The sequence below is a fragment of the Amycolatopsis sp. NBRC 101858 genome (assembly GCF_030269325.1).
GTDB lineage: Bacteria > Actinomycetota > Actinomycetes > Mycobacteriales > Pseudonocardiaceae > Amycolatopsis > Amycolatopsis ponsaeliensis.
In genome coordinates, this window is sequence record NZ_BSTD01000008.1 from 318,366 (window position 1) to 333,525 (window position 15,160).

Annotated in this window: 14 protein-coding genes; 13 read left to right on the forward strand and 1 reads right to left on the reverse strand. The window is 71.6% G+C overall.

Annotated elements, in window-relative coordinates:
- Positions 1–25: 25 nt before the first annotated feature.
- Positions 26–3,811, forward strand: coding sequence for an nSTAND1 domain-containing NTPase (locus QSK39_RS48580; protein WP_502873379.1), 3,786 nt, complete (start codon positions 26–28; stop codon positions 3,809–3,811).
- 289 nt (positions 3,812–4,100) lie between these two features.
- Here QSK39_RS48580 and QSK39_RS48585 read toward each other — a convergent pair whose 3' ends face one another.
- Entirely contained in the window at positions 4,101–6,215 is a 2,115-nt protein-coding gene (locus QSK39_RS48585) for a HelD family protein (RefSeq protein ID WP_285484637.1), read from the reverse strand.
- A 123-nt stretch (positions 6,216–6,338) separates the two neighbouring features.
- On the opposite strand from QSK39_RS48585, the gene rsmD reads away from it, so the two are divergent.
- The 12 genes from rsmD (at position 6,339) to QSK39_RS48645 (ending at position 14,998) form a co-directional block, all read left to right on the forward strand.
- Complete coding sequence (rsmD, locus tag QSK39_RS48590; protein ID WP_285484638.1) at positions 6,339–6,899, forward strand: 16S rRNA (guanine(966)-N(2))-methyltransferase RsmD; 561 nt, start codon at positions 6,339–6,341, stop codon at positions 6,897–6,899.
- Positions 6,900–6,952: 53 nt separating this feature from the next.
- A complete protein-coding gene (gene coaD, locus QSK39_RS48595) occupies positions 6,953–7,438 on the forward strand; it encodes a pantetheine-phosphate adenylyltransferase (protein WP_285484639.1) in 486 nt (161 codons plus the stop codon).
- A gap of 142 nt (positions 7,439–7,580) precedes the next feature.
- Complete coding sequence (locus QSK39_RS48600) at positions 7,581–8,300, forward strand: ribonuclease domain-containing protein (protein WP_285484640.1); 720 nt, start codon at positions 7,581–7,583, stop codon at positions 8,298–8,300.
- A 66-nt stretch (positions 8,301–8,366) separates the two neighbouring features.
- On the forward strand, positions 8,367–8,882 hold the full coding sequence (locus QSK39_RS48605; protein ID WP_285484641.1) for a SigE family RNA polymerase sigma factor: 516 nt from the start codon (positions 8,367–8,369) through the stop codon (positions 8,880–8,882).
- Positions 8,882–9,634: a hypothetical protein gene (locus QSK39_RS48610; RefSeq protein WP_285484642.1), complete on the forward strand. Its 753-nt coding sequence runs from the start codon at positions 8,882–8,884 to the stop codon at positions 9,632–9,634. Before QSK39_RS48605 ends, QSK39_RS48610 begins: the two co-directional genes overlap by 1 nt.
- Before the next feature lie 113 nt (positions 9,635–9,747).
- Entirely contained in the window at positions 9,748–10,476 is a 729-nt protein-coding gene (locus QSK39_RS48615; protein ID WP_285484643.1) for a DivIVA domain-containing protein, read from the forward strand.
- 77 nt (positions 10,477–10,553) lie between these two features.
- Complete coding sequence (locus QSK39_RS48620) at positions 10,554–11,156, forward strand: YceD family protein (protein WP_285484644.1); 603 nt, start codon at positions 10,554–10,556, stop codon at positions 11,154–11,156.
- A gap of 70 nt (positions 11,157–11,226) precedes the next feature.
- Positions 11,227–11,409, forward strand: coding sequence for a 50S ribosomal protein L32 (rpmF, locus tag QSK39_RS48625; protein WP_013223689.1), 183 nt, complete (start codon positions 11,227–11,229; stop codon positions 11,407–11,409).
- A 13-nt stretch (positions 11,410–11,422) separates the two neighbouring features.
- On the forward strand, positions 11,423–12,172 hold the full coding sequence (gene rnc / locus QSK39_RS48630; protein WP_285484645.1) for a ribonuclease III: 750 nt from the start codon (positions 11,423–11,425) through the stop codon (positions 12,170–12,172).
- Positions 12,173–12,261: 89 nt separating this feature from the next.
- On the forward strand, positions 12,262–13,617 hold the full coding sequence (locus tag QSK39_RS48635) for a polysaccharide lyase 6 family protein (protein ID WP_285484646.1): 1,356 nt from the start codon (positions 12,262–12,264) through the stop codon (positions 13,615–13,617).
- A 30-nt stretch (positions 13,618–13,647) separates the two neighbouring features.
- Positions 13,648–14,505, forward strand: coding sequence for a bifunctional DNA-formamidopyrimidine glycosylase/DNA-(apurinic or apyrimidinic site) lyase (gene mutM, locus QSK39_RS48640; RefSeq protein WP_285484647.1), 858 nt, complete (start codon positions 13,648–13,650; stop codon positions 14,503–14,505).
- A 58-nt stretch (positions 14,506–14,563) separates the two neighbouring features.
- Positions 14,564–14,998: a helix-turn-helix domain-containing protein gene (locus QSK39_RS48645; protein WP_285484648.1), complete on the forward strand. Its 435-nt coding sequence runs from the start codon at positions 14,564–14,566 to the stop codon at positions 14,996–14,998.
- Positions 14,999–15,160 lie beyond the last annotated feature (162 nt).

Consider the following 15,160-nt stretch of genomic DNA (forward strand, 5'->3'; position numbering starts at 1 on the left):
AAACCGGCGGACAAAGGGAGGACGGGTGCCGCGTCCGGAGCGACCCTTGGATCCCGGCGACGATCCGCTGACCGAATTCGCCGCCGATCTCCGGCGTTTGCGGGAGAGCGCCGGGAATCCGACGTACCGCGAGCTCGGCCGGCGCGCGCACTACTCGGCCGGGACGCTTTCGGAGGCCGCCGGCGGGCGGAAACTCCCCAGCCTGGCGGTCACTTCGGCCTACGTCCGGGCTTGTGGCGGGGTGCCCGGTGAATGGGAAGAGCGCTGGCACGCCGTCGCCGGAAGCGCACGCCGCGAGGGTGATGATTCACCGCCCGAGCCGGAAACCGGGGAAAAGCCGCCGTACGTCGGCCTCGGCGCATTCGGGCCCGCCGACGCGAGCCGATTCTTCGGCCGGGAACGACTGGTCGAAAAGCTCGTCGGCCGGCTTTCGAGACAACGTTTTCTCGCCGTCCTCGGCGCGTCCGGTTCGGGGAAGTCCTCGCTGCTGCGCGCCGGCCTGCTGCCGTCGGTGAAGGACCCGGTCGTGCTGCTCACCCCGGGCGCCCGGCCGCTGCAGGAGTGCGCCGTCAAGTTCGCCGCCGCGCTCGGCCTCGCGCCCGGCGCGCTGCTCGACGACTTCGCCGCCCACCCGCGCAACCTCGGGCTCGCGGCCCGGCAGCTCGCTGACGTCGATGACACCGACGTCGTGGTGGTCGTCGACCAGTTCGAAGAGGTCTTCACCCTCTGCCAAGACGACCAGGAGCGAGCCCGGTTCCTCGGTGCGCTCGTCACCGCGACCACCGAGCCCGGCAGCCGGACCCGGGTCGTCCTCGGCATCCGCACCGACTTCTACACGCACTGCGCGCGGCACGCGGACCTCGCCGAAGCCATGCAGGACGCCCAGGTCCTCGTCGGCCCGATGACCACCGAAGAGCTCCGGCAGGCGATCTCGCGGCCGGCGATCGACGCCGGGTACCGCGTCGAGAACGCCTTGGTCTCGCGGCTCGTCGCGGACGCCACCGGCCGGCCCGGCGTGCTGCCGCTGCTCTCGCACGCGCTCCTGGAAACGTGGCGGCGGCGCCGCGGCACCACGCTCACCCTGACCGGCTACGAGTCCACCGGCGGCATCGAGCGGTCGGTCGCGCAGACGTCGGAAGGCACCTTCGCGACGCTCTCGGCGCGCCAGCAGCGGCTGGCGCGGCAGATCTTCCTGCGGATGACCGCGCTCGGCGAAGGCACCGAAGACACCAAGCGCCGGATCAGCCGGGCCGAGCTCGACACCGACGACGAGGACACCGCCGTCGTGCTCGGCGAGCTGGCTTCGGCGCGCTTGGTCACCCTCGACGACACCGGCATCGAGATCACCCACGAGGCCCTCATCCGCGGCTGGCCGCGGCTGCGCGAGTGGCTGACCCAGGACCGCGAAGGCCTGCGCGTTCACCGGCAGCTCACCGACGCGACCGACGCGTGGGAGTCGGTCGAGGAGGACCCCGGCTGGCTCTACCGCGGCACCCGGCTGGCCATCGCGCGGGAGTGGGCGGCGCGCCAGGACACCGCGCTTTCCCAGCGGGAACGGCGTTTCCTCGACGCCAGCCTCGCCGTCGAGCACGCCGAGCAGGAGCGCGACCGCCGTCGCACGCGGCGGCTGCGGCAACTCGTCGCGCTGCTCGCCGTGCTGCTGGTCGTCGCCGTCGCGGCCACCGCGTACGCCGTGCGCGCCGAGAGCACGGCCACCGAACAGCGCAACAGCGCGCTCGCGCAGAAGGTCGCCGGCCAGGCGCTGGCCATGCGCGCCACCAACCCCGCGCTGGCCGCGCAGCTCGCGCTCGCCGCGTACCGCCTCGACCCGAGCGCCGACGCGCGCAGCAGCGTGCTCGGCATGTTCGCGACGCCGTACTCGACCCGCGTCACCGGGCACACCGGCCGGGTCAACACCGTCGCCCTCCGCCCGGACGGGCAGGTCCTCGCGACGGCCAGCTGGGACGGCACGGCGCGCCTGTGGGACGTCCACGACCCACACCACCCGGTGCCGCTCGGCGTCCTCGCCGGGCACACCGGCAACGTCAACAACGTCGCCTTCAGCGCCGACGGCCGGACCGTCGCGACCGCCGGGTTCGACGGCACCGTCCGGGTCTGGGACGTCGGCGACCCGGCGCGGCCGGGGCCCGGGGTGATCGTCGAACAGCACGAGGGCAAGGCCTACGCGGTCGCGTTCAGCCCGGTGGGACCGCTGCTCGCGACCGGCGACGGCACCGGCGTGCTCCGGCTGTACGACACCACGGACCCGGCCCACGCGCGGCCGTTGGGGGAGCTGACCGGGCACACGTCGTACGTCAACAACGTCGCCTTCAGCGCCGACGGGCGGCTGCTCGCGTCCGCGTCGGCCGACCAGACCGCGCGCGTCTGGGACGTCGCCTCGCGGCGTCCACTGGGTGTCGCGACCGGGCACACCGACGTCGTCCACTCGGTCGCCTTCAGCCGTGACGGGCGGACGCTCGCCACCGCGAGCGCCGACGAGACCGCGCGCCTGTGGGACGTCACCGATCCCGCGGTGCCCCGGCAGCTGTCCTCGCTCGGCGCGCACAAGGCGATCGTGCGGTCGGTCGCGTTCGCCCCCGACGGGCACACCCTGGCCACCACCGGATTCGACCGCACGGCGCGGTTGTGGGACGTCGCCGACCCGCGGCAGCCGCGCGAGGTGTCGGCGCTGCCCGGGCACACCGGCGCGATCGGCTCCGCGGTGTTCACCCGCGACGGCCGCAGCCTCGCCACCGCCAGCGACGACCAGACCGCCCGGCTGTGGGACCTGCCCGGCCCGGCGATGCCGGCCCACACGGCGCAGGCGTGCCACGCCGCGTTCGGCCGCGGCGTCCTCGCCACCGGCGGCTACGACAAGGCGGTGCGGCTGCACGACTTCGCCGACCCGGCCGCGCCCCGGACCGTCGCCACCATCGGCGGCTTCGGCAACGCGGTCTGCGGCGTCGCGATCAGCCCGGACGGCCGGACGCTGGCCGCCGGCAGCTGGGACCACACGATGACGCTGCGGGACATCACCGACCCCGTCCACCCCGGGCCGCCGGTGGTGTTCTCGCGCCCGCAAGACGACATCGACGCCGTCGCGTTCAGCCCGGACGGCCGGCTGCTCGCCACCGCGGGCCAGGGCCACACGGCCCGGCTCTGGGACCTCGCCGACCGCCTGCACCCGGTGGAGATCGCCACGCTGACGGGCCACGACGACGACGTCCACACGCTCGCCTTCAGCCCGGACGGCCGGACACTGGCGACCGCGGGCTGGGACCACACGGCGCGGCTGTGGGACGTCTCGGCGCCGCGGGCTCCCCGGCCGCTCTCGAAGCTCGAAGGGCACACCGACACGATCTTCTCGGTCGCGTTCAGCCCCGACGGCCGGACGCTGGCGACGGCCGGCGCCGACCGCGTGATCCGCCTGTGGGACGTCGCCGACCCCGCCGCCGCCCGCGTGTCGGCGGTCCTCGCCGGGCACGCCGACATCGTCATGTCGGTGTCCTTCAGCGGCGACGGCCGGGTGCTGGCGTCCGGCAGCTACGACCGCACGGTCCGGCTGTGGGACGTCGCCCGGCGCGAGCCGTACGCGGTGCTGCCCGAGGAGGACGACCGGGTCTACGCCGTGCAGTACGCGCCGGACGGCCATACGCTGGTGGCGACGGTCGCGGACGGCACGGTCCGGTTCGCCGAGACCGACCCCGCCCGCGCGGCGGCGAAGATCTGCGCGGTGGCGGCACCCGGGATCACGGCGGCGGAGTGGTCGGCGAACCTGCCGGGCATCGACTACAGCCCGCCCTGCCCCTGACGAGTTGTTCGGTGTTGTTGTTCGGCGCCGGCACGCGGACACCGAACAACGTTTGTCCAGTAGACATGCCCTCGGACGCGTTCCGTCCGAGAGACGTTTCTTTCACCGGGGGTCTGAAGGGCTCCTTCAAGGGCACGGGAACCCGCCTCCCGCCCCTCGAAGGAGCCCTTCAGCGTAAGTACCGCCCGTCGCCGCCTCTCCGGGTACGCGAGCCGACTCTCCAGGTACGCGAGCCGACCGTCCAGGTACGCGAGCCGACTCTTCAGGTACGCGGGCCGACCCTCCGGAGTCAGCCCGCCGGGATCCAGTCCGGGTTCGAGGCCAGCACGATCAGCTGCTGCGTCGCCCGGGTCAGCGCCACGTACAGCACCCGGCGCCCGGTCGTCGACTCCGTGATCAGGTCGTTCGGCTCCACGAGCACCACCGCGTCGTACTCCAGGCCCTTCGAATCCAGGCTGCCGACGACCTTGAGCCGCTCGTCCGCTTGTCCCGACACCCAGCCCGTGACCTCCGGCACCCGGTCCATCGCCGTGATGACGCCGACCGTGCCCTCGACCGCGCCCAGCAGCTCCTTCACCGCCGCCTGCGTCGCCGAGGCCAGGCTCGCCGCCTCCACCGGGCGGACCTCCGGCTCGACGCCCGTCTTGCGCACCGCCACCGGCAGCTCGCCCGACTCCGCGTGCCCGGCCACCACCTTGGCCGCCAGGTCGAAGATCTCCGCCGAGTTCCGGTAGTTCGTCCGCAGCGTGAACCGCCGCCGGGCCGTCTTCACCCCGAACGCCTGGTCACGCGCGGAAGCCGCCTCCGCCGGGTCCGGCCACGAGCTCTGCACCGGGTCGCCGACGACCGTCCAGCTCGCGTACTTCCCGCGCCGGCCGACCATCCGCCACTGCATCGGCGAGAGGTCCTGCGACTCGTCGACGACCACGTGCGAGTACTCGTCGTAGTGCTCGGGCCGGGTCGGGGCGCCGCCGGACCGCTGCGGCTCCACCTCGATCATCTGACGGCGCTTGCGCTTCGGCGGCGGTCCGATCAGCACGCGCAGCTCGTCGAGCAGCGCCACGTCCGCGATCGACCAGCCCCGCGACCGGTCCGCGAGGTCCGCCGCCAGCAGCGAGATCTCCTGCCGGTTCAGCACGCCCTTCGCGACCGACGCCAGCCGCTTCTCCTCGCCCAGCCACTTCAGGATCTGCGCCGGGTACAGCACCGGCCACCAGACGACCAGGAACCGGTGGAAGTCGATCCGCTCGCCCAGGTCGGTGATCAGCTCCGCCCGGTCGAACGACTTGCCGTCGGCCTTCGCGTACTCCTCGGCCTTCGCCGCCAAGGCGTCGAGCAGCAGCTCCGCCGCCCGGATCCGCGACCGGTTCGGCGGCGCGCCCTGCGTGTGGGCCTTGCGGCGCACCTTCTCGAGCTCGCGCGCGTTCATCCTGAGGACTTCGCCGCGGTAGACGATCCGCATCTCCTCGGGCGCCTCCGGCGGGGTGTCCCGCAGCGCCCGCAGCAGGATCTTGCGCATCCGCAGCGACCCCTTGATCGCGGCGAGCGGCGCCGCGTCCTGCCGGGTCGCCTCCAGGCCGTCGAGGACTTCGCCGAGCGCGCGCAGTTCGACGTTCGTCTCACCCATCGAGGGGAGGACGCGCGAGATGTAGCTGGTGAACACCCCGGACGGCCCGATCACGAGCACGCCGGCGCCGCCGAGCTGACGGCGGTAGCGGTAGAGCAGGTAGGCCGCGCGGTGCAGCGCGACGGCCGTCTTGCCGGTGCCCGGGCCGCCGGTGATCTCGGTGACGCCGCGCCACGGCGCCCGGATGACCTCGTCCTGCTCCTTCTGGATGGTCGCGACGATGTCGCGCATCTTCTCGCCGCGCGAGCGCCCCAGCGCGGCCATGAGCGCGCCTTCGCCGACGATCTGCATGTCCTCGGGCACGGCGTCGGCGATCAGGACGTCGTCGTCGACGTCGAGGACGTTCTGGCCGGAGCAGCGGATCACGCGCCGCCGCACGACGTCCATCGGCTCCTCGGCCGTGGCCTGGTAGAACGCGGCCGCGGCCGGCGCCCGCCAGTCCGTCACGAGGTTGTCGAACTCCGCGTCGCGGATGCCGAGCCTGCCGACGTAGGTGCGTTCGCCCTCACGGTCGTCGAGCCGGCCGAACACGAGCCCCTCGTACTCGGCGTCGAGCGTCTGGAGCGTCTGGTTCGCGTGGTAGACCATCATGTCGCGCTCGAACAGCATCGACGCCTGCTCGAAGATCGCCTCGCGCTGCGCGCCCTGGCCGATCTCGTAGCCCTTGGTGCGCATCGCCTCGGCTTGGGCACGCAGTTCGTCCAGACGGGTGTACACGCGATCGACGTGGGCTTGTTCGATGGCGATCTCGGCCCGTCTGACCCGAGGTTCCGACACGCATGGCTCCTTGACAGCTCTGGATCGCCTCCGAGGGCGAAGAACGACTCTACGCGTTGGGTCCGGCGGGCACACCGATGTCCCGGTCATCCGTGCCGTGCGTCGCCCCCGCACAATCGGGGGGTGACCAGGATCGTGGCCGGGACGGCGGGCGGGCGGCGGCTGAAGGTGCCGCCGAAGGGCACCCGGCCGACGTCCGAACGCGTGCGGGAGGCCCTGTTCAACGCCCTGGAGACGGCGGGCGAGCTGGACGGCGCCCACGTCCTCGACCTCTACGCCGGCTCCGGCGCCCTCGGTCTCGAGGCGCTCTCCCGCGGCGCGGCGGACGCGCTCTTCGTGGAGTCCGACCGGCGCGCGGTCGACGTCCTGCGCGGCAACGTCGCGGCACTGGGCCTGGGCGGCACGGTCCGCGCCGGGCAGGTCGAGGCGGTGGTCGCGGCGCCCGCGCCCCGGCCGTACGACCTGGTGCTGGCCGACCCGCCCTACGCCGTGGACGCGGCCGCGCTCGGCAAGGTGCTCGCGTCGCTGGCGGCGGGCGGCTGGCTGGGGGAGAGCGCGCTGGTCGTGGTCGAGCGCGCGGCCCGCGACGGCGAGCCGGGCTGGCCGGCGGGCTTCGAGCCCTCGCGCGCGAAGAAGTACGGCGACACGGCGGTCTTCTGGGCGGAGTACTCGGCTGTGGCGTGAGCCACGTGCGGCACAGGGGGCGCGGCGACCTGCGGCACGGTAGCGTCCGCGCCATGCGGCGTGCGGTCTGTCCCGGTTCCTACGATCCGGCCACCAACGGGCACCTCGACATCATCGAGCGGGCGAGCGGGCTGTTCGACGAGGTCGTCGTCGCGGTGGGGGTGAACAAGAGCAAGAAGGGCCTCTTCGAGATCGAAGAGCGCCTGGAGATGCTGCGCGAGATCACCTCGAAGCTGCCCAACATCCGCGTCGACTCGTGGGAAGGCCTGCTCGTCGACTACTGCCGCGAGAACGACATCGCGGCGATCGCCAAGGGCCTGCGCTCGGTCAGCGACTTCGACTACGAGCTGCAGATGGCGCAGATGAACCGCGAGCTCACCGGCGTCGAGACGCTGCTGATGGCGAACAACCCGGCGTACGGGTTCGTGTCCAGCTCGCTGGTCAAGGAGGTCGCGGCGCTCGGCGGCGACATCGAGCACCTGGTCCCGGCGGTGGTCTACGAGCGCCTCTCGGAGAAGTTCCCGAAGCTCGGCGCCTGACGCTCCACAAGAGACTGCGCGCAACCCGGGACGTCCGGTTCCCGTCGTTCGGCCCCCTACGTTCGTCGGGACTTCCGTTCCGCACGGCCGGAGTTCACGTTCCTGTCTTCTGACGATCATCCGATCGGGTTACGGTCCGAAAATGACCAACTACCGATCACGCCTGGTCGCGGTCTTGTTTGCGACTCTGGCCACGCTATCTGCGTTGTTCTTGGGGGTCACCGCCGCCGAAGCGGTGACAGCAGCACCGGCAGCACCGGCCGTCGCCGCCCAGAACGCGTGCGGGAACCTGTCCGGGTTCTCCCACACGACGCTCTCGGCCCTGCCCGCCGAGGCGACGACGACGTACAACCTGATCCAGAAGGGCGGCCCCTTCCCGTACCCGCAGAACGACGGCGTCGTCTTCGACAACCGGGAAGGCATCCTCCCGTCCTGCGCGTCGGGCTACTACCACGAGTACACGGTGCCGACGCCCGGCTCGAGCAACCGCGGCACGCGCCGCATCGTGACCGGCTCGGGCGGCGAGTACTTCTACACCGGCGACCACTACGCGACCTTCAAGGTCATCGACATCAGCGGCGGCGGCACGACGCACGCCTGCGGCGACCTGTCCGGCCTCACGAAGATCGGCTACTCCCAGCTCTCGGTGGCGGCCCGCACGGTGGTCGACAACGTCCGCGGCGGGGCGACCAGCAGCACGACCTACGAGAACCGCGAAGGCGTGCTCCCGGCCTGTGCGTCGGGCTACTACAAGCTCTTCAACGTCGGCACGAACGACCGCGTGATCTCCGGCAAGGCGGGCGAGCTGGCCTACACGCCCGACCACTACGTCACCTTCAAGCGGATCGACCTGAATTCCTGACCCGCGTGCAACGCGCCGCGCCTCCCCGTCCGTGAGTACCGGGGGAACATCGGACGAGGAGGCGCGATGCGGTCTGGGGACGAGGCGGAGTTCCGGGAGTTCGCCAGGGAACGGGCGCTGCCGCTGCGGCGGACGGCGTTCCTCCTGTGCGGCGACTGGCACTTGGCCGAAGACCTGGTCCAGGTCGCGCTCATCAAGCTCCACCGGGTCTGGCCGAAGGTCACCCGGACGGGGCCCGTCGACAACTACGCGAGACAGGTCCTGCTCCGCTGCTGGCTCGACGAGCGGCGGCGACCCTGGCGGCGCAACGAGCGTCGCGACGGCGTCGTCCCCGAAGAGCCGCGGTCCGATCCGGCCGACGCCGGCATCTCCGGTGACCTGCTCCGCGCCCTCGCCGAGGTTCCGCCGAAGCAGCGCGCCGCCGTCGTGCTCCGCTACTGCGCCGACCTCCCGGTCGCCGACGTCGCGAAGGCACTGCGCTGCTCCGAAGGAACCGTCCGGAGCCAGGCCGCGCGCGGACTCGAAGCGCTGCGCGCGGCCTTGACGCGGCTGGAAGACCCGGCCGCGGAGAGGAGCGCGTGATGACCGACCTGGAGACCAGGCTGCGCGAGGTGGTGCTCGCCGAGCCACCCCTGGGGTTCGACCCCGACGAAGTCGTGACGAAGGCGGCGAAGCGGCAGCGCAACCGGCGCGCGACCGTGGCGACGGTGCTCGTGACGCTCGGGCTCGCCGGCGCCGCGATCGTGGCGCTGCGGCCGTCGGCCCCGCCGCCCCCGGCCGCGACCCCGCCGCCGACGTACCTGCCGCCGGTGATCATCGTGAAGCCGCCGCAGCAGCCCCGGACCCCGCTCGAGCAGCGGACCTTGGACCACCTGAAGGAAGCGTTGCCCGCGGTGCTCCCCGGGTTGCGCAAGATCCTCCTCGGCAACTTCTACAGCATGGGCGGGGAGCTGCACCCCGACGAGCTGACGACGATGGTGTCGTTCGTCGATCACGAGGGGAAGGGGCACTCCTTCAACCTCGGCCTCAGCGGGAAGCTCACGGTCGCGCGGAACATGATCCCGGTGGCGCAGGTGTGCGGGTCGCACCAGGCGGCCGGCTGCGAGAAGCTGCCCGACGGCAGCACGGTGGTGGTCTCCAGCAACAGTGCCGTGCACTACCGCGTGGACGGGACCGCGGTCGACTTCACCGACGTGGGGAAGATCTACCCGGACGACGCGCCGGTGCTGGGTCTCCCAGCCGGCCCGGGCCTCGCCCCGTTCGAGGAGGACTCGGTCTTCGACGAACGGCAGATGATCGCCTTGGTCACCGATCCGGGCTTCGCCGCCCAGTAGGGGACCCCGCCACCGGGTGTGCTCCAGGGGGACACGCCCGGTGCCGGTGGCGTTCACCGGTTCCGCGGGGAAAACGGGCAGACTGGTCCCAGCGACAGGGGATTGGAGTTGCCGTGTACCGGGTTTTCGAGGCGCTCGACGAGCTCGTCACCATCGTCGAGGAGGCGCGCGGCGTTCCGATGACGTCCAGCTGCGTGGTGCCCCGCGGCGACGTGCTGGAGCTGCTCGACGACGTCCGCGACGCGTTGCCGGCGGAGGTCGACGACGCGCAGGACGTGCTCGACAAGCGCGACGACTTGATCCACGCCGCCCGCAAGGAGGCGGGGGAGGCGGTCGCCGGCGCGAACGCCGAAGCCGAGCGCGCGATCGCCGACGCCACCGACGAGGCCGAGCGCATCCTGGCCGACGCGCGCGCCCGCGCCGAGCAGATGCTCGCCGACGCGCACGACCAGGCCGACCGCACGGTCGCGGCGGGCCAGGCCGAGTACCAGAACCTCACCGACCGGTCCCGCGCCGAGTCCGAGCGCATGATCCAGGCCGGCCGCGACGCCTACGACCGGGCCATCGAAGACGGCCGCGCCGAGCAGGGCCGCCTGGTGGCGCAGACGGAGGTCGTCCAGGCCGCCCACGCCGAGTCGGCCCGCATCGTCGACGAAGCCCACGCGGAGGCCGACCGCCAGCGCGGCGACTGCGACGCCTACGTCGACGGGAAGCTCGCGGAGTTCTCGGAGCTGCTGGCGACCACGTTGCGGACCGTCGACTCGGGCCGCAACCACCTGCGGTCCCCGGCGAACCTGCCCAGCAGTGGCGGCCGCCCGACGCTCTACGACTATCAGGTGTGACCAGCCTCTCAGCGGCCGGATGACGTGCGCGGGTGCCAGCTCGAATGGGGTGGCGACCAGTGCGTACTCTGATCTGGATGTCCGAGAACAAGACCCCCCAGCTCGACGACCGCAGCCCCTGGGTGATCGACACCCGTGAGCTCGGCCGTCACGCCGGCCTCAGCCGCGCCGTCCGGCGCAGCGTGCCGGTGGAGACGCCCCTTGGCGTCCCCGATGTCATCACGATCGACGCCGGCTCCGAGCTCAAGCTCGACCTGCTGCTCGAGTCCGTCGTGGAGGGCGTCCTGGTCAGCGGCACCGCCACGGCGACCGCGAAGGGCACCTGCGCGCGCTGCCTCGACCCGCTGACCGAGGAGATCGAGGTCGAGGTCCAGGAGCTGTTCGCCTACCCGGGCTCGGCCACCGAGGAGACCACGGACGAGGACGAGATCCCCCGGCTGATCGACGACCGGATCGACCTCGAGCCCATCGTGCGCGACGCCGTCGTGCTCGCCCTGCCGCTGGCGCCGCTGTGCACCGAGGACTGCGCCGGGCTCTGCATCGAGTGCGGCGTCAAGTGGGCCGATCTCGAGCCCGGACACGGGCATGAGAAGATAGACCCTCGGTGGGCCGCACTGGTCGAGCGCTTCGACGAGAATGCGGGCGAGAAGCCTGCGCCGGGTCCCGCTGAGCAAGCCTGACGAGCGACCCAGCTCGTTGCGGAGGAAGTTCGCTCGCACCGCGAGCAGACCGTCTTAAGGAGATCTACTCGTGGCCGTCCCGAAGCGGAAGATGTCGCGATCCAACACGCGCTCCCGCCGCAGCCAGTGGAAGGCGGCTCCGGTGCAGCTGGTGCCCTGCTCCAACCGCGCCTGCAAGCAGCCGAAGCTCCAGCACATCGCGTGCCCGTCGTGCGGCCAGCACAACGGTCGCCAGGTCGTCGAGCCCGCCTGATCGGGTAGCCGACATGGGGGGCAAGACGCCCGGGGGACCACCAGCCGATCCGGCGCCGTTGCTCGAAGCGCTCGGGGTCACACTCGACCCCGAGCTGCTCGGGCTGTCGCTGACCCACCGTTCGTACGCGTACGAAAACGGGGGCCTGCCGCCGAACGAGCGGCTGGAGTTCCTCGGTGACGCCGTGCTCGGCCTGGTCGTCACCGATCACCTGTACAACACGCATCCCGACCTGCCCGAGGGGCAGCTCGCGAAGCTCCGCGCCAGCGTCGTCAACATGCACGCACTGGCGCGGGTCGCGCGCGGCCTCGGCGAGGGCGGGCTCGGGGCGCACCTGCTGCTGGGCAAGGGCGAAGAGCTCACCGGCGGCCGGGACAAGGCGAGCATCCTCGCCGACGGCCTGGAAGCGGTCATCGGTGCCGTCTACCTCGAGCACGGCATCGAGATCGCGCGCAAGCTCGTGCACCACCTCTTCGACGGCCTGCTCGCCGAAGCTCCGCTGCGCGGCGCCGGGCTGGACTGGAAGACGAGCCTGCAGGAGCTGACCGCGTCGGCCGGACTCGGCGTGCCCGAGTACAAGGTCGAGGACACCGGTCCGGACCACCGCAAGGAGTTCACGGCCACCGTCCTCGTCGCCGGCCGCCCGCTGGGCAACGGCAACGGGTCGACGAAGAAGGAAGCCGAGCAGAAGGCCGCCGAGACGGCTTGGCGCTCGCTGTCGGCCGAGCTCGAAGCCGAGAAGAAGGACGCCACGGAGTCCTGATCACCGGGAACCTCCGTTGACGATTCCGCCTGCCGCTCAGTAGCGTGATGATCATCCGCCGCGCTCGCACTCACTGAGAGGTCTGGCGGATGCGTCTGTTCTTCGTTCCCTTGATCGTGGCGGCGCTCGTCGTCGTTCCCGGGCCGTCCGCGTCGGCGGCGCAGGTGCGCGTCACCTCGCTGCCGGCGCTGCAGTCCGCGCTGGACAAGGCGAACCCGGGCGACACGATCGTCCTGGCCGACGGCTCGTACTCGGCGGGCTCGACGCTCTCGATCAAGCGGTCCGGCACCGATGCCGCGCCCGTGACCGTCGCCGCGGAGCACACCGGCAAGGCCACGATCACCGGCTCGAAGACCTTCGCCTTCGCGAGCGGCGTCTCGAACGTGGTCCTGCGGGGCTTCAAGTTCCGGGGCGGCGCGTCCCTGAGCATCCCCGCCGGGGCGTCGCACAACCGCCTGACGCGCAACGACTTCCAGCTCACCGGCGACGGGAACTGGGTGACGGTCAGCGGTGACGACACGGTCGTCGACCGCAACGTCTTCCAGAACCGCACGAGCCAGGGCGTGTTCCTGCAGATCCTCGGGCCGTCCGGGGCCATGGCGAAGCGCGTCCACGTGCACCACAACTACTTCTTCAACCACCAGTTCGCGGGTTCCAACGGCGGCGAGTCGATCCGGCTCGGGCTGAGCGACCGCCAGTCGTACTCCGCGAACGCGCTGATCGAGAACAACCTCTTCGAGAAGGCCGACGGCGACAGCGAGGCGATCTCGGTCAAGTCGTCCGACAACGTGGTGCGGTACAACACGATCCGCGACAGCAAGGGCTACATCGTGCTGCGGCACGGCAATCGCAGCGTCGTCGAGGGCAACCTGCTGTTCGGTTCGGGCATCCGGTTCCACGGCAACGACCACAAGATCGTCGGCAACTACGTCGCGAACTCCGGCGACCGCGCCATCGTGTTCGGGTCCGGCGACGAAGCCGACAGCGGCCCGGCGAGCAAGCTCCATGATCGACCCGATCGGGTGACCGTCGCCTACAACACCGTGCTGGGTTCGAAGAGCGTCATCGACGGCGACGGCGGCGACTTCAAACCGAAGGACTGCGTGGTCGCGGACAACATCGTGCAGGGGACGTCCGGCCCGCTCGTGACGCTGCCCAGCGGGTCGACGGTGAAGTACGAAGGCGACATCACCTTCGGCGGCTCGGCGGGGATCCCGTCCCGTTCGGTGGATCCGAAGCTGGTCAAGGACGCCGCCGGGCTGTACCGGCTGGCGGCGGGGAGCCCGGCGATCGACGCGGGCGTGGGTTCGTACCCGTTCGCCGCGAAGGACTTCGACCTGCAGTCCCGTTCGGGTGCTTTCGACGTCGGCGCGGACGAGTACTCCGCCTCCGGTGCGACGCGGGTCCCGCTGACGAAGGCCGACGTCGGACCGGCCGCGCCGTAAATTGTCGGACGCGCCGGGCACAATGAACGCATGCCCGAACTCCCCGAGGTCGAAGTCGTCCGCCTGGGCCTGCAGACGCACGTCGCGGGCCGGACCATCCGCGAGGCGGAGGTCCTGCACCCGCGCGCCATCCGCCGGCACGCGCTGGGCGCGGAGGACTTCGCGAAGCGGCTGGCCGGCACCCGCGTCGAGGCGGCGCGTCGGCGCGGCAAGTACCTGTGGCTGGAGCTGTCGGACAAGGAGGCGCTGCTCGCCCACCTCGGGATGAGCGGGCAGATGCTCGTCCAGCCGGAGGAGGCGCCGGACGAGAAGCACCTGCGGGTGCGGCTGCGCTTCGACGACGACGGGCCGGAGCTGCGGTTCGTCGACCAGCGGACGTTCGGCGGCCTGGCGCTCGACGACCTCAACGAGGTGCTGCTGCCGGACACGATCGCGCACATCGCCCGCGACCCGATGGACCCGGCGTTCGACCTCGACGCGGCGGTCCGCGCGCTGCGGTCGCGGCGCACCGAGGTCAAGCGGGCGCTGCTGGACCAGACGCTGGTGTCGGGCATCGGCAACATCTACGCGGACGAAGCGCTGTGGCGCGCTCGCCTGCACTGGTCCCGGCCGACGGAAAAGCTCACCTTGGCGAAGGGGCGTGAGCTGCTGACGGCGGCGTCGGACGTGATGAACGCGGCGCTGGGCGCGGGCGGGACGTCGTTCGACGCGCTGTACGTGAACATCAACGGGCAGTCGGGGTACTTCGACCGGTCACTGGACGCGTACGGCCAGGAGGGGCTGCCGTGCCACCGGTGCGGAACGGCGATCCGGCGGGAGCCGTTCATGAACCGGTCGTCGTTCTCCTGTCCCCGCTGCCAGCCGAGGCCGAGGGCGAACTCGCGTTGATAAATGGTGTTCAGCTTTCAGCTAGGATGAATGTGCCTGGTAGCTGAGGGAGTGCATCGTGGTCAAGGAGCCCGGCAAGTCGACGCTGGCCGACAAGATCGACCGGCTGTTCCACGTGGTCCGCAGGCCCGATCGGGAGCCGTACAGCAACGAAGAGGTCGCGAAGGCCTGTCGTGAGGCAACGGGCGAGAGCTTCTCGACGACGTACCTGTGGCAGCTGCGCACGGGCCGCCGCGACAACCCGACGAAGCGTCACCTCGAAGCACTGGCCCAGTTCTTCGGGGTACCTCCGGCATACTTCTTCGACGACGAGCAGAGCACGAAGATCGCGGAGGAGCTTGCACTGCTGGGGGCCCTGCGCGACGCGGGGGTCCGAGACCTGGCACTGCGAGCGGTGACGTTGTCCTCGGACGGCTTGGACACGATCAGCGACATGATCGACGCGATCGCCCGAAGGGAGGCCGGTCGCAGCGGACCGAAGAGGGAGGGCTGAGGTGACGGCGTTCGCGGGATCGGCAAGCGAGCCGAGTGCTGCGGACGGCCTGCAGAGCGCCGGCTCGCCGGCAGGTTCGAGCTGCCGGCCAGGCGCCGCTCATCGCGACCGCCGTGGGGCTGACCCGGGTCGCACGGCTGGCGCTGCCTTCCTCCGCAGGCC